Raw genomic sequence first — 20,580 nt, 5'->3', positions numbered from 1 at the left:
ACCTAGTCTTTCTGGTCGGGGTTTCACTTGGCCTCCGCCGTCTGGTGGCTTGACGTGGCGTGGGGGGTGCGAGTTAAGTGCCCGCCGTCACCTGTTTGCAAGGCACCAGGCCTCGCAGCCGGGTCCGGCGCGAACGACAACCCCCTACTCGGCCTCCTCCAGGCGGAAGCCGACCTTCATCGTCACCTGCCAGTGCGCGATCTCCCCGCTGTCGAGCTGGCCGCGCACCTCGGTCACCTCGAACCAGTCCAGGTTGCGCAGGGTCTGCGAGGCCCGGGTGATGCCGTTGCGGATGGCCTGGTCCACGCCCTCGGGCGAGGTGCCGACGATGTCCGTGACCCGATAGGTGTGGTTCGTCATGAGGGTGCTCCTCTCCCGTGACCGATCCATGGCGGATCCGTCACACGTCACTCCACCGTGCCCCAAGGCGGGGCATCGCGCGAGCCGTCGGTCACCGGGCCACGCTCAGTGACAGCGCGAAGCGCTCCTCACTGTCCGTCCACCAGTGCGCCAGCTCCAGTCCGGCCGCCGCCAGTTCCGCGCGCACACCGTCGCGCCGGAACTTCGCCGACACCTCGGTGCGCATCTCCTCGCCCGCCGCGAATTCCACGACGAGGTCGAGCGCGGGCACCTTCACCGTCTGGGCGACACGCGAACGCAGCCGCATCTCGATCCACTCGGTGCGCGGGTCCCAGCGCGCCACATGGTCGAATTCGCCGGGATCGAAGTCGGCGCCCAACTCGCGGTTGATCACGGTCAGGACGTTCTTGTTGAACGCGGCCGTCACCCCGGCCGCGTCGTCGTACGCCTGGACCAGGACCTTCTCGTCCTTGACCAGGTCGGTGCCGAGCAGCAGCGCGTCACCGGGGTGGAGCAGACCGCGCACCGAGGCGAGGAACGCGGCGCGCTCGGCCGGCAGCAGGTTGCCGATCGTGCCGCCGAGGAACGCCACCAGCCGCGGCCCCGGCGTGTCCGGCAGGGTCAGCCCGCCCGTGAAGTCGGCGATCAGCGCGTGCACGTCCAGCCCGGGCCGCTCCTCGACGAGGGCCTGCCCGGCCTGCGTGAGCGCGCTCTCGCTGACGTCGACGGGTACGTAGGTGTGCAGCCCGGTCAGGGCGTCGATCACGTACCGCGTCTTCTCCGAGGAGCCGGAGCCCAGCTCGACAAGGGTCCGGGCGCCGGTGACGGCGGCGATCTCACCGGCCCGGCCGACGAGGATTTCGCGCTCGGCCCGCGTCGGGTAGTACTCCGGCAACTCGGTGATCTGCTCGAAGAGTTCGCTGCCCTGCGCGTCGTAGAACCACTTCGGCGGCAGCGTCTTGGGTGAGCTCGTCAGGCCCTTGAGGACATCGGCGCGCAGTGCGGCGTCGGTGGCGTCCTCGGGCAGGGTGCGGGTCAGCAGGAACGGACTCACGTGCTGGGCTCCTTGGAGGGTTCGGGTGCCAGGGCCTCGCTCGGTTCCTTGAGCGGGGTGAGCAGTACGTCGGTGCGGCTCGCCGCCAGGAGGGTGCGGTCGGGGACCTCCTGCCAGTGCGGATCGTCGTCGTAGGGCTCGGAGGCCACGACGGTTCCGCCGCCGGGCCGGGTCAGGTACCAGAGGGTGTCGCCCCAGGCCGTCGCGGTGATGCTCTCGCCGTTGGTGAGCAGCAGGTTCAGCCGCGATCCCGGGGCCGCCGCGGCGACCTCCACGACCGTGTCGGCCAGCGCCTGCCCCTCGTCGTCACCGCCGCGCAGCCGGGCCAGGACCAGCGCCCACACGAACGCCGAGTCGTTGCGGGCCTCCAGCGACAGCAGGTCCTCGGCCGGCAGGCCCGGCGCGAGCGGAGTGAGCGAGCCCGGCCAGCCCTTCACCGCGCCGTTGTGGCTGAACAGCCAGGGGCCCGCGGCGAACGGCGCCGCCGCGGCCTCCCCGTCGGCGCCCGCGACCGTCGCGTCCCGTACGGCGGCGAGTAGCGCGCCACTGCGTACGACCCGGGCGAGATCGGCGAAGGACAGGTCCGCCCAGATGGGCCCGGCCCGGCGGTACCGCGCCGGCACCGGGTCCCCCTCGGCGTACCAACCCACTCCGAAACCATCGGCGTTGACGGTCCCGTACCGCTGCCGCCGAGGCGCCCACGACTGGCGGTACAGACCGTGCGGGGGTTCCACGAGGAGTCTGCCGAGCGGCTCCTCGGGGCCCAGATACGCCAGGTGACGGCACATCAGACATCCCCCGCGGAGCGGGCCGTGCGGAACCCGGAGAAGATCTGCCGCCGTATCGGATAGTCCCAGTTGCGGAAGGTGCCCCGGCAGGCCACCGCGTCCACGGCGAACGAACCGCCGCGCAGCACCTTGTGCTCGGGCCCGAAGAACACCTCCGAGTACTCCTTGTACGGGAACGCCTGGAACCCCGGGTACGGCAGGAAGTCGCTCGCCGTCCATTCCCACACGTCACCGATCAACTGCCGTACGCCCAGCGGTGATTCGCCCTCCGGATAGCTTCCGGCCGGCGCCGGGCGCAGATGCCGCTGGCCGAGGTTGGCGTGTTCCGGCCGCGGGTCGGCGTCGCCCCACGGGTAGCGCATGGTGCGGTCCCCGGCCGGGTCGTGGCGGGCCGCCTTCTCCCACTCGGCCTCGGTGGGCAGCCGGCGCCCGGCCCAGCGGGCGTAGGCGTCGGCCTCGTACCAGCACACGTGCAGGACGGGCTCGTCCGGCGGTACGACCTCGGTGACGCCGAAGCGGCGCCGGAGCCACTGTCTGCCGTCCCGGTGCCAGAACAGCGGGGCGTGGATCGAGTGCTGGCGGATGTGCGCCCAGCCCTCGGGCGTCCACCAGCGGTCGTCGTCGTAGCCGCCGTCCTCGATGAACGCCTGGAACGCGGCGTTCGTCACCGGGGTCGTGTCGATGTGGAACGGCGGCACCTCGCGCCGGTGCGCCGGGCGTTCGTTGTCCAGCGCCCATGGCTCGGTGGAGGTGCCCATGGTGAACGGGCCGCCGGGGACCAGGACTTCGGACGGTCCCGTGAACAGGGGCGCCGGGTCCGGGTCGGGGGCGGTCAGGGCCTGCGGGCCCTTGCGGAGCTGATGGGTGATCAGCATGGTCTCGTCGTGCTGCTGCTCGTGCTGCGCGATCATCCCGAAGGCGAAACCCGCCTCGGTCAGCCGGGTCCCGTGGAACGCGGTGCTCCCCAGCAGGTCCAGGACCCGGCCGCGCACCTCGGCCGCGTAGTGCCGGGCCTCGGCCGGCGCCAGCAGTGGCAGCGAGGGGCGCTCGGAACGCGGGTGCTCGAAGGCGTCGTAGATGCCGTCGATCTCGGGCCGCATCGCGTCCCGCCCGGCGACCGTCCGGAGCAGCCACTGCTCCTCCTGGTTGCCGATGTGCGCGAGGTCCCACACCAGCGGGGACATCAGCGGCGAGTGCTGGGCGGTGAGGTCCGGGTCTTCGACGCACGACGTCAGCAGCGTCGTCCGGGCGCGGGCCGTGGTCAGGGTGGTCAGGGCCCGCTCGCGGAGCGTCTCGGCGTCGAGGGCGGGGTCGGTCATGTGCGGAGATCCTTCCCGTGCAGGGTGCGGTCCGTGCCGTACAGCTCGTCCAGCAGATCGTCGGCCGGGCAGCGGCCCTTGCTGACGTAACGGTCCCGGAACGCCGCCACCGCGTCCGTGACCTCGGTCGTCGCCCCCAGCCGGGGCAGGGCGTCGAGGGCCGCCGCGAAACACTCCACGGCGACCTCGTGCAACTCGGGATCGGCGAGCCCCGATCTGGCCGCGTCGATCCACAGCGGATTGTGCGGCGCGGGCAGCGACAGGCCGCGCTCGGCCAGCGGCTTCACCGCGCGATACGCCGTCTCGGCGGCCTCGGGGTCGTCGAAGAGGGCGGTCGTCACGGCGAGCGGCACGATCCAGCCGTCCTCGCCCGGCTGGGCGTCGATCATCCGCATTTCCAGATGGCCACGCGGTCTGACCGGCGGGAACAGCGTGGTGAGGTGGTAGTCGAGATCCTCGTGCGTCGGCGGTCTGGGCGCCCCCGACGTGGTCCAGTCCCGGAACGTCAGCCCGTCCGGTACGTGCCACGGGCCGCCGTTCTGCCGTACGCACATCACCGGCGCGTCCAGCACGTGCCGTGCCCAGGCCGCTCTCGGATCGCCGTCCAGCGGGGGCGCGCCCGCACGGCCCGGGCCGATTTCCATCCACAGCAACTGCCGGGTGGAGAGCCAGCCGGTGGGCTCGCTTCCGGCGAGCGGCGAGTTGGCGAAGGCGGCGACCAGGACCGCGCCCAGCTGGTGCGCCAGCCACCAGCGCCGCCCGTGCCCGAGCGGGCCGGGCTCCTCGTAACCGGCGTCCAGGCAGACCTGCACGGAGGCCGAGGTGCACATCATGGCGCGACCGGCCGGGCCCGCTCGGTCCAGATACGCCTCCATGGCGTCGTAGCGAGGCTGGCGCAGGAACCGGCGGGGCGAGTGCCAGGGATCGTTGCCCAGGCCGACCAGACCGAGACCGTGCTCGCGCAGCACCGCGCGGGCGGCGTCGAGGTCGGCGGAGACGGTACCGATGCACTCCATCAGGGAGGCGGCGGGCGGCGAGCTCAGTTCCAGCTGGCCGCCGGGCTCAATGGTGAGCGCCGACCTCAGGGGCACGGTCCGCAGTGCGGCGTAGGCCGCTTCGAGTCGTTCGGATGTCACGGGGAGCCGCGGGCTGCGCAGCTCATGGACGAGCCATTCCACTTCGACCCCGAGGGTGCGGGGCGGGCCGGTCTTGAAGCAGATGCCCCGGACCAGGGCCTCCACTTCGGCTTCGGTGACTGCGGTGCGAGGTTGCTCCGTACAGTCACTTACCGAATCGGACATGTCGGGATCCTCCTGAGAGTCCACGATGCCACCGGCCGCCGGATTCTGCGGGCCGGGAAGACACACTCGTCCCACCCAAGACCTTCGCGACGCTTCGCACAAGGGTGCGTACCGGCACGTTCCGGGTCGGTAATCTCCGCTCTCCGGGCGTTCTCGAAGTATTTCCCGGTCGTTCTCGGTCGCTGTCGTTCGGCTGTCGTTCGGCTGTCGGGCCCCGGAAAACTCTGTTGCACCGCATGACCAGCATCGCCCAGGATCTCTGTATGAGCACGACGGGGGAGATCGCGCGAAGGCGGCGCGGTCGTACGTTCATGGCGCACACGGGGGTGGCGCCATGAGCGCCCGCCTGCGCGCCGTCGCACAGCAGACGGAACAGATCGTCGCGGCGGGGACGTACCGCGCGCCGGACGGCCGGGAGGTGCCCCTCGCGGCGGCGATCGAGACGGCACGGGCCGGCACCCGGATGCACGGGCCGGATCCGGTGCCGGTTCCGTCGCTCTCCCCGGCCCGGACGTCCTTCGAGGTCACCGGCGAGAGCAGCCTGGAGGCGGCCCGTCGGCTCGGTGACGGGACCGTGGTACTGAACTTCTCCTCGGCCCGCAATCCGGGCGGCGGCTATCTGAACGGCGCGCAGGCCCAGGAAGAGGCCCTGTGCCGCGCCTCCGCGCTGTACACCTGCCTGCTCCGGGCCCGCGAGTTCTACCTTTGATCTTGGCTAGTGCTCCGTCCTTCAGGGCGGAGGTGAAGGCCGTCTCAGAACTGTTCTGACCTCGGCTTCGGACACGGAACCGCGCTGATTCCCGTAGCCGGATCACACAGGGCGCCGCTGGCTCTCGATGTACTGGCGTACGACCGTCAGCGGTGCCCCGCCGCAGCTTCCGGCGAAGTACGAGCCGGACCAGAAGTGACCGCCCCACGAGTGCCGGCGCACGTGCGCGTCGTACTCCTGGCGCAGGTAGCGGGAGCTGACGCCTTTGAGGGTGTTGACCAGCTTGGAGAGCTGGATCTTGGGCGGGTAGTGCACGAGCAGGTGGACGTGGTCGTCTTCGCCGTTGAACTGCTTCAGTTCGGCCTCGAAGTCCGCGCATACCTCGCGCATGACCTCCTCGCAGCGTGTCAGCATCTCGCCGGTCATGGCTTTACGCCGGTACTCACTGTAGTCACGAAAACCAAGTGGATATGAAGGTTGTAGACGACGTGACGGCCAGTACGTACATCGGGATTTGGGTCCCATCGTGGTGACATAAGCCAAGACGGTACAGTGATCGAATGAGTACGGAGAGTGCATGCGAGAAGCGGCAGTTCGGGCACCGCGCCCGTCTTGCGCTGACTCCAGCACAGGTACGGCTCATGAACGGCCAGGCGCATGCGGCCCGCGCCACCTGGAACCTCCTGCACGACCTGTGGACCATGACCCCGAAGTGCCAGCGGTCCCTGGTCCGCATGGACGCAGCCATCCGTCAGGCCCGCAACGACGTCGACTGGCTCGGCGCGCTTCCGGCCCAGGCGGCGCAGGCTGTACTGAAGACGTACCTCCAGGCGTGGAAGAACTGCTGGGAGGGCCGCGCGGACGCGCCGGACTTCAAGGCCCGCTTCCGTACGGTGATGTCGGTGGACATCCCGCAGGGCCGGGACTTGAATATCACCCGCGTGCACCGCCGCTGGGGCATGGTCAACATCCCCAAGGCCGGCCGGGTCCGCTTCCGCTGGACCAAAGACCTCCCCGTCGGCAAGCGGGCCAACAAGGAGAACCGGATCACTGGGGCACGACTGGTCAAAGACGATCTCGGCTGGCACATCGCCTTCCGTGTCCAGACCCTCGAAGCCGTTCCCGAGCCACACACCGGCCCGGAAGTCGGCATCGATGCCGGAGTGAACCTCCCCCTGGCCCTGTCGGACGAGAACCACCAGGACCACGGACACCCCGCCCGCCTCCCCAACGGCAAAGCCGACCGGGACAAGTGGCTCAACGCCGACGAGAAGGCCAAGCTGCTCCGCCTGGAGCGGCGGGCAGCGCACCGCAAGAGCTTCCGCAAGCCGGGGCACAAGACATCGAACCGGCTGCACCGCACGTACGACCAGATCAAGAGCCTCCGCGCGACAGCCAAGCGCCGGGCAACCGACTGGCAGCACCAGACCACCACGGACATCGCCAGGCGGTACGGCACGGTCGTGGTGGAACAGCTCAACATCGACAACATGGTCAGGTCTGCCAGGGGCACCATCGAGGAACCCGGGAAGAACGTCGCGCAGAAGTCCGGCCTCAACCGGTCCATCGCTCAAGAAGCGTGGGGCCGCACCGTGACGATGCTGACGTACAAGCTTGCCCGCAACGGCGGTGCCCTGCACAAGGTTCCCGCCCCCGGCACCTCCCAGCGCTGCTCGGCTTGTGGCTTCACCACGCCCGGCAGCCGGGAGTCCCAGGCCGTGTTCGCGTGCAAGAACGAAGGCTGCGGCTGGTCGGGGAATGCCGACTGGAATGCGGCCAGGAACATCCTGCACCTGTACCGGATGGGCCACACGCTCATCCCGGCTGCCGGGAGGGCAGTCGTCAGGCGCGCTCGTCGCGTCAAGCCCGCCACCGCAAGGTAGGCAGGAATCTCCCTCGTTCACGAGGGAGAGCACTTCAAACGGACCGTGTCATTCACTCTCACCCGGCGTGCCCGTCTTCCGCGACGACCGCGGCGGCCTCCTGGACCAGCCGTACCTGGCCGGTTTCCTGACCGCCGCCGCGCCGAACGCGGGCGTGATACGGCGTACGGCGCCCGAGCGCACCGGCGAGCTGCCGCGGGCGCTGGCCGCCCGGGCGGCCCGGGTGCTGGAGACGGCCGCCGCTCACGGCTACCGGCGACTGGTGCTGGGCGCGTGGGGCTGCGGTGTGTTCCAGAACGACCCGGCGCAGGTCGCGGGCGCGTTCCGGGCGTTGCTCGGGCCCGGCGCGCGGTTCGAGGGGGCCTTCGAGCACGTGGTGTTCGGGATCCTGGACCGCACCCCGGACAGCGCGACGCGAGCGGCGTTCCGACAGGCGTTCCCGGAGCGTCAGCCGCAGCCGTGAGGCCCGCTCACTGCCAGCCGTAGCGCTCGTGCAGCCGGTGCCTGACCAGGTTGAACCGCCCCCGGTCCAGGGCGCATGCCTCACGGCGCATGCCCTCCTCGTGCAGCCGCAGGATGCGGTCCACGTCGACCCAGGAGTCACGCCCCGACCGGTCCCAGGGCCCGCTGCCGATCGCGACCCATTCACGGTCCCCGTCGTGCCGCTTGCTGGACAACTGCACGGCGAGGAAGGTGCCGGCGGCCTCCCGGGCCACGACGAGTACGGGGCGGTCCTTGCCGCGCCCGTCGTTCTCCTCGAAGGGCACCCAGGTCCAGACGATCTCCCCGGGGTCGGGGTCGCCGTCGTGCGCGGGGGAGTACTCGGTGCGCACCCGGCCGACCTGGCGGGGGTCGGCCTCGGTGGTGGCGGTGGGGCCCTGGCGGCCGGGCACGTTCTCGTCCGTAATCGCAGTCACGTGGGGCACCTTAGACGTACCGCAGAGGTTTACGGACGGTTGCAACCACCGTGTGACGCGGACCCCGGTCCGTGCGACCTAGCGTTGCCGACGACCACGAACGGAAAGTCGCTCGGCAGACAAACGGGAGGAAGCAGCATGAGGATCGCACGAGGGCTGGCGGTCACCGCCGCGACAGGGGCCTTGGCGCTCGGTCTCGCCGGTACCGCGTCGGCGACGAGCGATACGCCGTCGGCCGCGGCGGCGGGCACCTGCTCCACGAAGAAGCTCAGCAGCTACACGGCGCAGGGATGGTGCGGCAACGGCACGACCTGGCGTCTCGGCATCAGGTGCAGCACCGGCGCCTACCAGTGGACGGCCTGGTACAGCTACTCGAACACGGTGCGTCTGACCTGCGCCGGCGGCAAGCTCACCCACTACTGGATCGACCAGAAGTGACGCACGGCTGAGCCGGACACAGGACGGGGAACGGGGGAAGGGGGGAACGGGGGACAGGGGAATGGGGGGGCGGGGCGTCGGGTTGAAAGGCCCGGCGCCCCGACATCGCGCGATCGCTCGCCCCCCCGGCCGCTATTCGCCCGGGGACACCAGCCCCGATTCGTACGCCACCACGACCGCCTGCGCCCTGCTGTTGAGGTCCAGCTTGTTCATCGTGCGGTTGAGGTGGGTCTTGACGGTCGCCTCGCTGATGTAGAGGAGGTCGGCGATCTGCGGGTTGGACAGGCCGCGTGCGATCAGCTTCAGGACCTCGACCTCGCGCGAGGTCAGATCGTCCAGGTCCGCGGGCCGTTCGTCGGTGGGCCGGTGCGCGTACGCCTCGACCAGGCGGCGGGTGACGCTGGGCGCGAAGAGCGCGTCGCCGCCGCGGACCGCGGCCACCGCGGCGAGCAGCCGTTCGGGACCGGAGTCCTTGAGCAGAAATCCGCACGCTCCGGCCCGCAGCGCCCCGTACACGTACTCGTCGAGGTCGAAGGTGGTCAGCACGAGGATCCGGGGCGCGGGGTCGCCGGCCTGGGCGAGGATGCGTTCGGTGGCCTCGATGCCGTCCATGCCGGGCATCCTGATGTCCATCAGGATCACCTCGGGTGCGGTCTCGGCGGCTAGTGCGACGGCCTCCGCGCCGTCGCATGCCTCGCCGACCACGTCGATGCCGGGTGCAGCCCGCAACAGCCCGACGAGTCCGGCCCGGATGAGGAACTGGTCGTCGACGACGAGCACTGTGGTCATGTGGTCGTGTCGTCCCCCTGCGCCGCGGCCCGCGCGGAGGTCGGCAGGGTCAGTCGTACGGCGAAGCCGCCCCCGTCCCGCGGGCCAACACTGATCTGCCCGCCGTAGAGCTTGGCCCGCTCACGCATGCCAATCAAGCCGTGCCCGCCGCCGGTTCGCACTCTGGCCGGAATCACCCCTTCTCCGTCGTCCGTGACCGAAACGATCACTTGGCGCGGCTCATATCTCAGCCGTACCTCCGCACTCGCGCCCGGCGCGTGCTTCAGAACGTTGGTGAGCGCCTCCTGCACCACCCGGTACGCACACAGTTCGACGCCGGGGGCGAGCGGGCGCGGGGTGCCCTCGACGGTGAGGGTGACCGGGACGCCGCCGCTGCGGATGCGCTCGGCCATCTCGTCGAGCCGGGCGAGGCCGGGCATCGGGGCGGCCGGGGCGCCGTCGTCGTCGGTGCGCAGCACCATGAGCATGCGGCGCAGTTCGTCGAGTGCCTCGTTGCCGGTGGCGGCGATGGTCTCAAGCGAGGTGCGCGCGGTGTCCCGGTCGCTGTCGAAGACGAAGCGGGCCAGACCGGTCTGCACCGAGATCACGGACATGTGATGGGCGACCACGTCGTGCAGTTCGCGGGCGATCCGGCCGCGCTCCTCGGCGACCTCGCGCCGGGCGCGCTCGTCCTGTTCGCGGCGCAGCTGCCGGGTCAGTTCGGCCGAGCGGCGGGCGACGCCGCCGAAGCGCCACAGCACCGCCGGGTAGACGACGGCCTGGGCGACGACGGACGGCCAGCTGTCGGTGTGGTTCACCGCGCCCGCGTAGATCCAGGCCGCGCTCATCAACGCGGCGCAGGGGACGGAGAGGCGCGGCGGGCGCAGGGACGCGACGGTGTAGACGGCGAGCATGGGGCCGAAGCTGCACACCACCGGCCAGTAGCCGGCGGTGATGTACACCAGCCAGGTGGCGTGCATCAGACAGCAGACCACGACGGGCGCCCGCCCGCGGAGGACGAGCGGCAGATGCACCAGGACCACCAGCACATAGGCGGCCATGTCCAGCGGACGCTGTCCCTGGCGCGCGGCCTCCGGCCCCAGCAACAGGGCCACACTGGTGAGCGCCGACGCGATCAGCGTGTCGACGGTTATCGGGCGCATCCGCATCGCAGCAGCGTAGAGCGGTCTTCTCGGGTGGGCGTCAAACTTCTGCGGTACCGCGTAGGTTGCAGAAACCGGGGCGTCCGAGAGCAGCTTGTCGGAGTGTGCGGGGAGGTGGGGGTGGTCGGCCGCGAGGGTGTCAGTCCCGGACGGCGTCGCCGTGCGGACGGATCCGCATGCCGGGCCTGCGCCGGTGGACGGTCAGACAGGTCAGGCCGTCCGCACCGGCGGTGATGCTGCGGGTGGAGCCGTGCGGCAGCCAGAGCAGCAGGCCCTCGGACACCTGCTCGTCGGCGTCGCCGCCGATGGCCCCGGAGCCGATGACGCCCGAGCCGGAGACGACCAGGACCAGGACGTCCAACTCCGGCTCCCGGTGCGCGGCGATGCTGTGGTGCGGTGCCAGGCGGACGATGTTGGCATCCAGCTGACGGCCCGCCTCGGTCAGCTTCCACAACACGTCGGCCGTGGCCGACGTACCGCTGGGCAGTGCTCGGATATCGCAGAGCAGGCGCGGTTCCGCCGACGTCATGGTGTGTCCCTCAACTCCTTCGCCCCGGTCGCCCCGCCCCCTGGAAGCCCCGATTATTGCAGGTTGGATCGGCGCAAAAGGGGTACGCGCCGTCCGGGGCGCTCGCGGGCGAGGCCCCGGACGGATGCCGTACGGCGACGGCTGCTCAGCCCTCGTTCCGGTCCACCGGCACCTTCTGCGCGGGCGGCGTCGCCAGCCCGTTCAACGGTGACGCCGGTGAGGCCGGTGAGGCCGGTGAAGTCCCCTTGGCGCTCTGCCCGTTCTGGTTCATCGACGCGAGCAGCTGACGCGCGAGCCCGAGCCCCGTACCGCCCATGGTGAGCGCCTTGGCGAACATGTCCGCCATACCGTCGGCGCCGTTGAGCAGCACCATGTTGTCGACGTTCCCGAACGCGGACGCCCCGGCCCGGACGATCTCCGGCCAGTTCTCGGCGAGTTGCTGGGCGACCACGGCCTCCTGGTTCTCGGCGAGGGCGGCGGCGCGGGCCTTGATGGCCTCCGCCTCCGCGAGACCCTTCGCCTTGGTCGCCTCGGCCTGGGCGAGGCCCCTGGCCTGGGAGGCGGCCGCCTCCGCCTCACCGGTGGCCCGGGTCGCCGCGGCCGTGGCCGTGCCGCGGGTCTTGGTCGCCTCGGCCTCGGCACCCGCGGCGGTCTTGACGCGGGTCGCCTCGGCGGCCGCCGCGAGCTCGGTCTCCTTCGCCTTGGCCTGCGCCGCCGAGATGCGTGCGTCGCGCTCGGCCTCCGCCAGCGTGCGCTTCTCGTACGCCTGCGCGTCGGCGGGTTTGCGGACATCGGCCTGGAGCTGCTGCTCCCGCCGGTGCGCCTCCAGTTCGGCGACCCGCGTCTCCTGGACGACGACCTCCTGCCGGGCGCCCGCATCGGCCAGCGGCCCGGCCTGGCGGGCCTTGGCGGCGGCCTTGTCGCGTTCGGCCTGGTAGCCGGCCTGGAGGATCTCGCTGTCCCGGGTGGCCTCGGCCATCCGCGCGAACGACTGCTGCTCCGCCTCCGTGGCCAGCCGGTTGGCCTCGGCCTGCGCGATGCGGGCGTCCCGCTGGACGGCGGCCGCGTGCGGGGCGGCCAGGTTCTGGATGTACCCGGTCGGGTCCTCGATCTCGTGGATCTGCAGCGAGTCCACGATCAGCCCGAGCTTCTCCATCTCCGTACCGCACGCCGCCCGGGTCTGACCGGTGAGCTTCTCCCGGTCGCGGATCATGTCCTCGACCGTCAACCCGCCGACGATGGACCGCAGATGACCGGCGAAGACGTTGTGCACCCGCTCCGACATCAGCTTCTGCTGGTCCAGGAAGCGGCGGCCCGCGTTGGCGATCGACACGAAGTCGTCGCCCACCTTGAAGATGACCACGCCCCGCACCTTCAGCGGAATGCCCTGGTGGGTCACGCAGTCCACATGCAGCTCGGTCTCGTTGAGGTCGAGCGACAGCTTGCGCACCGCCTGCACGCCGGGCAGCACGAGCGTGCCGCGCCCGGTGACGATACGGAAGCCCATGCCCTCCTCCAGGCCCTCCGTGCGGTGCTTGGAACCGGAGATGATGAGCGCCTCGTTGGGCTCCGCGACCCGCCACATCATCTTGAACACACCGATCAGCATGAGGACGGCAACGACCGCCGCCCCCGCCACGACGCCGACGACCATCGGCATACGCCCCCTTTGCATGGTGCCCTTTCGGCACCGAACGAAGGGAGTGTGCGCCTGCGCGAGGCCCGGGTACAGGCGCTGGCGCATCCTTGTCGAAACCTTGACGCAGAGGGCTCTCACCTGCGACCGGGCGGGCTCAACTGTCGTATGCGGCCTGGACGTAGACGGTCCTCGGGGGCTGGTACTCGACCACCATCACCACCGTGCCCCGCTCGATGCGGTCCGTGCCGGGGGCGGGGTAGGCGAGGAAATGCTCGGCGCCGCCGCGCACCCGGACGATCACCTCGCCGACGAGTCCCGGCCCGACCGTCCCCGTGACCCGCCCCATGAGCCCCACCATCGACGCATCACCCATGGTCACAGGGTAGGCCCTGCCCCGGAGAGGTGACGGGGCCTCAGAGCACCGCGGTGGGCGCCGTCTCGCCCTGCTGCGGCGGCCACATCTCGTGCCAGCGCAGCTCCGCCTCCAGCTGGGCGGCCAGTGAGATCAGCAGCGCCTCGCTGTTCGCCGGCCCGAGCAACTGGGCACCGACGGGCAGACCGCCCACGAATCCGGCGGGGACGTTCACACCGGGCCAGCCCAGCACGTTCCACGGCCAGGCGTAGGGGCAGGCGGCGATCATCGCCCGGTCGGTGGCGAATCCGCCGAGCCCGAGCAGCGCGCCGATCCGGGGCGGGGGAGCGGCGGTGGTGGGCGCGAGGACGACGTCGTACGACTCGTAGAACGCGCCGATACGACGGTGCAGGACCGCCTCCGCGCGCCGGGCCGCCCGCAGCGGGGCCCCGCCGAGCAGCCGCCCCAGCCGGGCGGCACTGCGGGTACGCGGGTCGAGCAGTGCGGGGAAGGGCACATCGCCCGCCCACTCGGCGATACCCGCCGTCGCGCGGGGGATGAAGGTCAGTCCGATCTGGCCGTACGGCGGATCGGCCTCCTCGACATGGTGCCCCAACGCGCTCAGTTTCTCGGCGAGTTGGACCACCTTGGCCCGTACCTCCGGCTGCAGCCGGGCGGGCAGGGCGGTGAAGGGCGGCTTGAGGGAGAGCGCGATGCGCAGGCGGCCGGGGTCGCGGCCGGCGGCCTCGGAGGCGTCGACCTTCGGTGGCCGGTGCGGGTCGAGGTCGTGGTTGCCGGCGGCGGCGTCCAGCAGGAGGGCCGCGTCGGCCACCGTACGGGCGAGCGTGCCGTTGACGGTGATGCCCTGGAACGACTCGCCGCGCGGCCAGGTGGAGATACGGCCGCGCTGCGGCTTGATGCCGATCAGATGGGTCCAGGACGCGGGGATCCGCACCGAACCGGCGCCGTCCGAGCCGAGCGCGGCGGGGACGAGCCCGGCGGCGACGGCGGCGGCCGAACCACCGGACGAGCCACCGGGGGTGTGTTCCTGGTCCCACGGATTGCGGGTCGCGCCGAAGGCGGGGCCCTCGGTGAACGGCCACTGCCCCAGCTCGCAGGTGTTGGTCTTGCCGACGATCACGGCCCCGGCCGCGCGCAGCCGCCGTACCGCCTCGCCGTCCTCGGCGACAGGGGGGAACTCGCCGCCGCAGCCGAACGCCGTCGGCTCGCCCGCCACGTCCATGTCGTCCTTCACGGCTACCGGCACGCCCAGCAACGGCCGGCGTACTCCGGCGGCCAGTTCCTCGTCCGCGGCGTCCGCCTCGGCGAGCGCCGCCTCGGCCCGCACCACCCGGAAGGCGTTGAGCGACCCCTGGGTCGCCTCGATCCGCGCCAGCGCCCGAGCGACGAGCGCCCGCGACGTCACCTCCCCGTCTGCCAGCGCACGGGCGGACTCGGCGAGGCCAACGGCACGGTCGGGTGTCATACGGGCACCTCCGGGACGACGATGTCTACTGAACGGTAACCTCCGTGGGGCGGCGGCGGAACGCTTTCGCCGGGCGCGGCACGCGGTTCACCACAGGTTTCTCTCAGGTCTCGCCGCTCCATGCGCAAACCATTGACGCCTCCAGGTCCCCCCTCTACCTTCTGATCGAATTTCCGAACTGCGTTCGACATCTCGAACCCATTCGGAGTCCCTTGAACCGTAGGGAGAGCCGCACGTGACCAGACGTCACCCCACCCCGTCCCGCCGCAGCCTGCTGCGCGCCATGGCAGTCCTGCCCGCATCGGCGGTGCTCCTGGGCGAGGCCCCCGGCCTGCTCGGCCCGGCACTGGCGGCCGCACCGCCGAGCGGCTCGGCCACCCGCTACACCATCGTGCCGTTCCTGAACAGCAACGACGGGACCGTGAACGTCTATCAGTCGGACGACGCCACCGACTTCCGCCTGGTCAAGGCCTCCGCCTACACGCCGCCGAGCAACCGCATCCGCGACGCGAGCATCTTCAAGCACACCAACGGCTACTACTACATCACCTACACGACCCACACCTGGCAGGACGCCAGCACCACCATCGGCTTCGCCCGCAGCACCGACCGGGTCAACTGGACGTTCCTGTACGACTACACGGTCCCCATCACCAATCTCTCCCGGGCCTGGGCGCCGGAGTGGTTCGTGGACAGCGACGGCAGCGTGAACGTCATCGTGTCCTGCTCGACGACGAACGACGAGTGGATCTTCACGCCGTATCTGCTGAAGGCCACGAACTCCGCCCTGACGGCATGGAGTTCACCCGTGGCTCTCTCCGGCATAGGCGCGAACCACATCGACACCTTCATCGTGAAGATCGGCTCGACCTACCACGCCTTCACGAAGAACGAGACGACGAAGTACATCGAGTACGCCACGGCGTCCAACCTCACCGGCCCCTACACGATCTCCCGCACCGGCAACTGGGCGGGCTGGGGCAGCTATCGCGAGGGCCCCGCGCTGGTCCAGCTCGACAACGGCGCCTGGCGTCTGTTCTTCGACGGCTATGGCGACGGCAACTACTACTACAGCGACAGTTACGACACGTTCGCCACCTGGTCCGCCCCGGCCGCCCTGCCCGCCGTCTCGGGCACGGCCCGCCACTTCACGGTGATCAAGGAGACCGTCTCGGGCGGCCCGGCCCTGACGCGGAACGTCACCCGCTCCTTCCAGTCGGCCAACTTCCCCACCCGCCACTGGCAGGTGCAGTCCTCCCTGCTCAACCTCCCGGTGGTCAGCGCCTCCAGCACCGCCGCCGAGAAGCAGGCCGCCACGTTCACGGTCGTGGCCGGTCTCGCCGACGCGGGCGGCTACTCCTTCCGCGACTCGTCCGGCAAGTACCTCCGCCACTGGGACTTCCGCGCCCGCTTCGACACGAACGACGGCACGTCCACCTTCGCCAAGGACGCCACGTTCATCGCCCGCACCGGCACATCGACGGGCGCGCTGCGCTTCGAGTCGTACAACTACCCCGGTTACTACCTGCGCCACTACAACTACGAACTACGGGTGGACCGCTCGAACGGAACGGACCTCTTCCGGCAGGACAGTTCGTTTGTGCCGGTGACGGCCTGGGCCTGAGCTGCGCCCATGCTGACTTGGGACGTCGGGTTGACCGTCGGCTCATGACCCGACGCCCACTGCTGGGACGAAGGCGGTCCGGTCACCGGACCGGACCGGGACGGGACCGCCTTCTCGTGGATCACAGGGCGATGGTGGCCAGGACGTTCACGCCGAGGCTCGGCGGGAACCAGACGCCGGCGTTGGCGCAGCGGACCGCGTAGGCCGCGGCGGAGGTGGTCGGGTGGGGCAGCGCAAGGCCGAGGAAGTACGTGCCTGGAGTGGTGGGCAGAGGGAGGGTGCCGGTGATGGTTCGGGTCGCCGGGTCGGCGGCAGGCTCATTCGTCTCCGAGCGGGGGCCGGGAAGCCAGGTGCGCCAGTCGGCGCCGGTGTTGACGGTGCTGACCGTCCGGCCGTGCGCGTCGAGCAGGGTCAGCAGGGCGGATCTGGGGTGCTTGGGTGCGGCGAAGCCCCGGTTGACCAGGTCGACTTGGACGGACAGGCCGGACGGGAGCTTGGCGTAGCGGGCTTGCCGGATCTCGATGCGGTAGCCGAGGTGGTCGCGGATGTAGTCGTAGTGGGTCCGGGCGACCGGGTTGCCGGAGGAGTCGGTGAAGTAGCCGTCGGAGACCGGCAGCTTGGTCGCTGTCGCCTGGGCCTTGGTGAGGGTGGTCGTCTTCCAGGCGGGGATCGTCACGGTCGCGTTGTGGACCACGGACAGGGTGTCGAAGCGCAGCGTCTGCAGCCGCCTGGCCGCGCCCAGGCCGTCGATCACCGTGCTCCAGGCGTACGGGTCTTCGCTCTGCCCCTTGTCCCAGGGCATCTCGCCGTCCACCGTGCGGGTGGGGGTGACCTCCAGGTAGGTGGGCCAGTGGGAGTTGGACGGCACGTAGTAGTCCCACGCTCCGCCGCCGAGGGTGAAGTAGTCGTTGTGGTAGCCGACCTTGGCCTTGACGCTTGAGGTGGTGATGCGCTCCCGCAGCCACGGGTAGCGCATTTGCGTGTCCATTCCGGCGGGAAGCGCGTCGACCAGGCTGGTCATGATGGCCGTCGTGGCGTCGGGCCAGTTCTGGTGGTTGTAGTGGTTGGGGCCCCACTCGCCCCAGTCGCCGACGAAACCGGCCTGCCAGACCGCGATCACGTCGCGGTTGGTGGCGACGATCGGTGCGAGTTGGGCGATGTGCCGCTGGATGTCCTGCACCGTGTACGGCCGGTCGGGCCGGACCCCGTCGTCGTAGGAGAAGCGCAGGATGGCCTGGTAGCCCTTGGCGCGCAGGCCGTCGAAGATCTTCTGGATGTTGGCCAGGGCACTGGAGGGGATCGTGGTCGTGGCGTAGTCCCAGAGGTAGACGTAGAGCTGGGTGAGTTTGACTCCTGTGCCGTACTTGGCCTCAAGCAGGCCCAGCGCCTTCGCGGAGTCCCCGGCGAAGTCGGCCTCATGCTTCCACGGGCTGGTCAAGTCCGAGGCATTATAGGACATTTCATAACGAAAGCCGCGTGAGGGGTTGGCCAGGCCGCTGGTGCCGTTGGTGTCGTCGGGACGTATGCCGCGGTGGGAGACGGTCGTCCAGGTCGGGTCGGCCGCCGCGCGACCGCTCACACCGAGGGCCGCGCCCGCGCCGGTCAGGCCGGCCAGGGCGAGGGCCTGACGCCGGGACAGGGGGTGACGCATGGTTTCCTCCCTTGTACGGGGACGGATGGATCAGTCACCGAGCTCCGGCTGGTCGCGGAGCTCGACGTTCGGGGTGGAGGGGACGCGGTCCAGTTCGAGGACGATCAGCTCGTTGCGTCCGGGGTGCAGGAGGGGGCCGGGCAGGTAGAGGGTGCGCTGCGGGCCTTCGGCTCGGTACCGGCCCAGGCAGAAGCCGTTGACCCAGACGAGTCCCGCGCTCCAGCCGGGAAGGGCGAGGAAGGCGTCGCCCGGTTCGGTCACTTCAAGGACGCCGCGCAGGAAGGCCGGGGCTGCGGCGGTGCCCTCGGTGAAGGACAGCGGTGCCAGGTCGTCCAGCGGGATCGCTTCCGCGGTGACCTGGTGCAGGTACTGGCGTTCGTGCCGGATGCCGCCGAGGATGCCCTTCCCCTCGCCGAGGGTTGGCCCGTAGCCGACCCGGCCGAGCGACTCCACCAGCAGCTCCACCTGGGCCGGACCGGCGATCTCGACGGGCTCGGACCGCTCGTGGAGCACGGCCACCCGCTCACCGTCCACCGAGAGATGGGCGCGGTCCCGCAGGCCGTCGATGACCAGGGGGTACGGCTGCCGCGGTCCCGGGATGTCGACCCGGTAGCGGACGAGCCCCTGGCCGAGGCCCAGTTCCTCGAAGGTCGGCGGAGTCGGCCGGGTCACCGCCGGACGCGCCAGGGCGTCCAGGCCGGCCCACTCGGTCAGTGCCACGGTGACCGGCGCGAGGACGGGCGGGGCGGGCGGAAGCGGGGGCGCGGGCTCGTCCCGGTATCGGGCCAGGACCTCGCGGAAGGCCCAGAACTTCGCGGTCGGGGCGCCGTGTTCACAGATCGGGGCGTCGTAGTCGTAGGAGGTGGCCTGCGGCAGGTACTCGCCGGTCTCCAGGTCCCGGTTGGCGCCGGCCCACAGCCCGAAGTTGGTGCCGCCGTGCGCCATGTAGAGGTTGACCGACGCCCCGGCAGCCAGCAGTTCCGCGAGAGTGTCGGCGGCGTCCTGCGCCGACCGGGTGCTCCGCTTCTTGCCCCAGTGGTCGAACCAGCCGATCCACAGCTCCATGCACATCGCCGGGTCGTCCGGCCGGTGCCGGCGCAGCGCCGCCAACTGCCGCGCGGACTGTGATCCGAAGGTCCCGGTGGCCGGCAGGCCCGGCAGGCTGCCGCCGGTGAGCATGTGGTCCTCGGGGCCGTCCGCGGTGAACAGCGGGACGTCGATCCCGTGCTCGGTCAGGACGTCGGCGAGGACCTGGAGGTAGGCGTGGTCGCTGCCGTAGGAGCCGTACTCGTTCTCCACCTGCACCATGAGGACGTTGCCGCCCCGGGTGACTTGATGCTCGGCCACCACTGGCAGCAGCACGTCGAACCAGCGCTCGACACGCTCCAGGAAGACCGGATCGCTGGTCCGGATCCGGCCGGGAACCCACCAGGGCAGCCCGCCGTTGTCCCACTCGGCGCAGATGTAGGGGCCAGGGCGGACGATCGCGTGGAGCCCGGCCCGCTTCGACTCGGTGAGGAAGAAGTCGAGCTCGTCCAGGCGAGTGAAGGCGCCGGCCCGGGGCTCGTGGTAGTTCCAAGGGACGTAGGTCTCCACGGTGTTCAGCCCCATGGCACGCAGCATCTCCAGCCGATGCCGCACATGCCCCGGATGGACCCGGAAATAGTGCAGCCCTCCCGACAGGATGCGGAACGGGTCACAGTCCAGCCGGAACGAACCGTTCTCAATATCAAATCTGGGCACTGAGGAGAATCCTTCGTGTCTCTTGGTAACGGTGAAATCAAATGAGGCTGGAGTGTGGTGCTGAAAACGCTTCCCGTCATATGTTTCGGCGACATGGAAAGGAAGTTGGGCTCGAATACGGCGGTGGAAAAGCGTCCTGTGGAGCGCGCCGACTGGGCGCCCGGCCGGGAACCCTGGGACCACTGGTGGCGCTATCTGACGCCCGGCCCCGTCCACCGCCGACTGGGCATGGTCTGCCTGGCCGTCGGCGCCCAGCACGGGCGACTGCCGGCCGTCGGGCCGCGTACCCTCGGGCATCACGTCGCGGTCGTCGTGCTGTCCGGCGCGGGATGGTTCTCCAGCGGGGGACGGCCCCCGGTCGACGTGCGATCCCCGTGCCTGCTGTGGCTGTTCCCCGGCGTCGAGCACCATTACGGGCCCTACGAACCGGGCTGGTCGGAATGCTTCGTCGACTTCGGCGGTACGGCCGTGGAGGCCTATGCGGAAATGGGCCTGATCGATCCGTCGCGGCCGGTGACGCCGCTGTCGAGCGCCGAACCGGCGAGGCTGGTGGTCCGAAAGATCATCGGCGCGGTGCGGAACGGGGGACCCCACTCCGATGCGGGTGCGGCGGCCGGCGTACACGAGCTGCTGGTCACGCTGCTGCAGTCCCGGGCCGAGCACGACCCGAGCCGCGACCGGGTGCTGGCGGCCCTCACCCGGGACGCGGTGGAGCCGTGGTCCGTGCCCGAACACGCCCGCCGGCTCGGCCTGCTCCCCGCCCGCCCCCGGGCCGGTCTACCCCGGGGGGGGGGGGTATAAAAAACACAGACCCCCCCAGACGCGAAGAAGAAGGGCTAGGGGGTGGGAGGGTGTG

At 70.6% G+C, this 20,580-nt stretch carries 18 protein-coding genes and 3 pseudogenes; 6 read left to right on the top strand and 15 right to left on the bottom strand.

Going from position 1 to position 20,580, the window contains the following annotated elements; all coding sequences use genetic code 11:
• Positions 1 to 144 precede the first annotated feature (144 nt).
• From ACFWYS_RS45695 to egtA, 5 genes are all read right to left on the bottom strand, one after another.
• Positions 145 to 360: a dodecin gene (locus ACFWYS_RS45695; RefSeq protein ID WP_384782801.1), complete on the bottom strand. Its 216-nt coding sequence runs from the start codon at positions 358 to 360 to the stop codon at positions 145 to 147.
• Positions 361 to 451: 91 nt separating this feature from the next.
• Positions 452 to 1,414: an L-histidine N(alpha)-methyltransferase gene (gene egtD, locus ACFWYS_RS45690; protein WP_384782799.1), complete on the bottom strand. Its 963-nt coding sequence runs from the start codon at positions 1,412 to 1,414 to the stop codon at positions 452 to 454.
• Positions 1,411 to 2,202, bottom strand: a complete 792-nt coding sequence (gene egtC / locus ACFWYS_RS45685; RefSeq protein ID WP_384782797.1) for an ergothioneine biosynthesis protein EgtC — start codon at positions 2,200 to 2,202, stop codon at positions 1,411 to 1,413. Before egtC ends, egtD begins: the two co-directional genes overlap by 4 nt.
• Positions 2,202 to 3,521, bottom strand: coding sequence for an ergothioneine biosynthesis protein EgtB (gene egtB, locus ACFWYS_RS45680; RefSeq protein ID WP_384782795.1), 1,320 nt, complete (start codon positions 3,519 to 3,521; stop codon positions 2,202 to 2,204). The genes egtC and egtB overlap by 1 nt, the downstream gene beginning before the upstream one ends.
• Positions 3,518 to 4,822, bottom strand: a complete 1,305-nt coding sequence (egtA, locus tag ACFWYS_RS45675; protein WP_384782793.1) for an ergothioneine biosynthesis glutamate--cysteine ligase EgtA — start codon at positions 4,820 to 4,822, stop codon at positions 3,518 to 3,520. The genes egtB and egtA overlap by 4 nt, the downstream gene beginning before the upstream one ends.
• A 334-nt stretch (positions 4,823 to 5,156) precedes the next feature.
• Here egtA and ACFWYS_RS45670 point away from each other — a divergent pair.
• Positions 5,157 to 5,525, top strand: a pseudogene (locus tag ACFWYS_RS45670) (TIGR02452 family protein); the annotation flags it as partial.
• Between the two features lie 108 nt (positions 5,526 to 5,633).
• Here ACFWYS_RS45670 and tnpA read toward each other — a convergent pair.
• A pseudogene (gene tnpA, locus ACFWYS_RS45665) lies at positions 5,634 to 6,067 on the bottom strand (IS200/IS605 family transposase).
• 24 nt (positions 6,068 to 6,091) lie between these two features.
• Here tnpA and ACFWYS_RS45660 point away from each other — a divergent pair.
• Positions 6,092 to 7,414 carry an RNA-guided endonuclease InsQ/TnpB family protein gene (locus tag ACFWYS_RS45660; protein WP_384782791.1) on the top strand — a complete coding sequence of 441 codons (1,323 nt, stop codon included), beginning with the start codon at positions 6,092 to 6,094 and terminating at the stop codon, positions 7,412 to 7,414.
• 38 nt (positions 7,415 to 7,452) lie between these two features.
• Positions 7,453 to 7,877 (top strand): annotated as a pseudogene (locus ACFWYS_RS45655) (TIGR02452 family protein); the annotation flags it as partial.
• A gap of 7 nt (positions 7,878 to 7,884) precedes the next feature.
• On the opposite strand, the gene ACFWYS_RS45650 reads toward ACFWYS_RS45655, so the two are convergent.
• Positions 7,885 to 8,331 carry a type II toxin-antitoxin system PemK/MazF family toxin gene (locus ACFWYS_RS45650; RefSeq protein WP_384782789.1) on the bottom strand — a complete coding sequence of 149 codons (447 nt, stop codon included), beginning with the start codon at positions 8,329 to 8,331 and terminating at the stop codon, positions 7,885 to 7,887.
• A 138-nt stretch (positions 8,332 to 8,469) separates the two neighbouring features.
• On the opposite strand from ACFWYS_RS45650, the gene ACFWYS_RS45645 reads away from it, so the two are divergent.
• The gene (locus ACFWYS_RS45645) at positions 8,470 to 8,769 is read left to right on the top strand and encodes a hypothetical protein (protein WP_384782787.1); all 300 of its coding nucleotides are present in this window, start codon (positions 8,470 to 8,472) and stop codon (positions 8,767 to 8,769) included.
• Between the two features lie 132 nt (positions 8,770 to 8,901).
• Here ACFWYS_RS45645 and ACFWYS_RS45640 read toward each other — a convergent pair whose 3' ends face one another.
• The 6 genes from ACFWYS_RS45640 to ACFWYS_RS45615 form a co-directional block, all read right to left on the bottom strand.
• Positions 8,902 to 9,558, bottom strand: coding sequence for a response regulator (locus ACFWYS_RS45640; RefSeq protein ID WP_384782785.1), 657 nt, complete (start codon positions 9,556 to 9,558; stop codon positions 8,902 to 8,904).
• Positions 9,555 to 10,706: a sensor histidine kinase gene (locus ACFWYS_RS45635; protein WP_384782783.1), complete on the bottom strand. Its 1,152-nt coding sequence runs from the start codon at positions 10,704 to 10,706 to the stop codon at positions 9,555 to 9,557. The genes ACFWYS_RS45640 and ACFWYS_RS45635 overlap by 4 nt, the downstream gene beginning before the upstream one ends.
• Before the next feature lie 133 nt (positions 10,707 to 10,839).
• A complete protein-coding gene (locus tag ACFWYS_RS45630) occupies positions 10,840 to 11,229 on the bottom strand; it encodes a cupin domain-containing protein (protein ID WP_384782781.1) in 390 nt (129 codons plus the stop codon).
• Positions 11,230 to 11,374: 145 nt separating this feature from the next.
• Positions 11,375 to 12,889 (bottom strand): flotillin family protein, encoded by a 1,515-nt coding sequence (locus ACFWYS_RS45625; RefSeq protein ID WP_384782779.1) that lies wholly within the window; start codon positions 12,887 to 12,889, stop codon positions 11,375 to 11,377.
• Between the two features lie 133 nt (positions 12,890 to 13,022).
• A complete protein-coding gene (locus ACFWYS_RS45620; protein ID WP_384782777.1) occupies positions 13,023 to 13,241 on the bottom strand; it encodes a hypothetical protein in 219 nt (72 codons plus the stop codon).
• A gap of 40 nt (positions 13,242 to 13,281) precedes the next feature.
• Entirely contained in the window at positions 13,282 to 14,706 is a 1,425-nt protein-coding gene (locus tag ACFWYS_RS45615; RefSeq protein ID WP_384782776.1) for an amidase, read from the bottom strand.
• A gap of 235 nt (positions 14,707 to 14,941) precedes the next feature.
• Between ACFWYS_RS45615 and ACFWYS_RS45610 the strand changes: the two genes are divergently transcribed.
• Positions 14,942 to 16,330, top strand: a complete 1,389-nt coding sequence (locus ACFWYS_RS45610; RefSeq protein ID WP_384782774.1) for a glycoside hydrolase family 43 protein — start codon at positions 14,942 to 14,944, stop codon at positions 16,328 to 16,330.
• 121 nt (positions 16,331 to 16,451) lie between these two features.
• Here ACFWYS_RS45610 and ACFWYS_RS45605 read toward each other — a convergent pair whose 3' ends face one another.
• A complete protein-coding gene (locus ACFWYS_RS45605) occupies positions 16,452 to 17,981 on the bottom strand; it encodes a DUF4874 domain-containing protein (protein WP_384782773.1) in 1,530 nt (509 codons plus the stop codon).
• Between the two features lie 30 nt (positions 17,982 to 18,011).
• Entirely contained in the window at positions 18,012 to 19,724 is a 1,713-nt protein-coding gene (locus ACFWYS_RS45600) for a beta-galactosidase (RefSeq protein ID WP_384782771.1), read from the bottom strand.
• Between the two features lie 123 nt (positions 19,725 to 19,847).
• Between ACFWYS_RS45600 and ACFWYS_RS45595 the strand changes: the two genes are divergently transcribed.
• A complete protein-coding gene (locus ACFWYS_RS45595; RefSeq protein WP_384782769.1) occupies positions 19,848 to 20,525 on the top strand; it encodes an AraC family ligand binding domain-containing protein in 678 nt (225 codons plus the stop codon).
• The last annotated feature ends 55 nt before the right edge of the window (positions 20,526 to 20,580 follow it).

This window comes from Streptomyces sp. NPDC059010 (assembly GCF_042740355.1).
Taxonomy (GTDB): domain Bacteria; phylum Actinomycetota; class Actinomycetes; order Streptomycetales; family Streptomycetaceae; genus Streptomyces.
The sequence above is the reverse complement of the archived record's forward strand: the minus strand, read 5'-3'. Positions and strand labels throughout refer to the sequence as shown.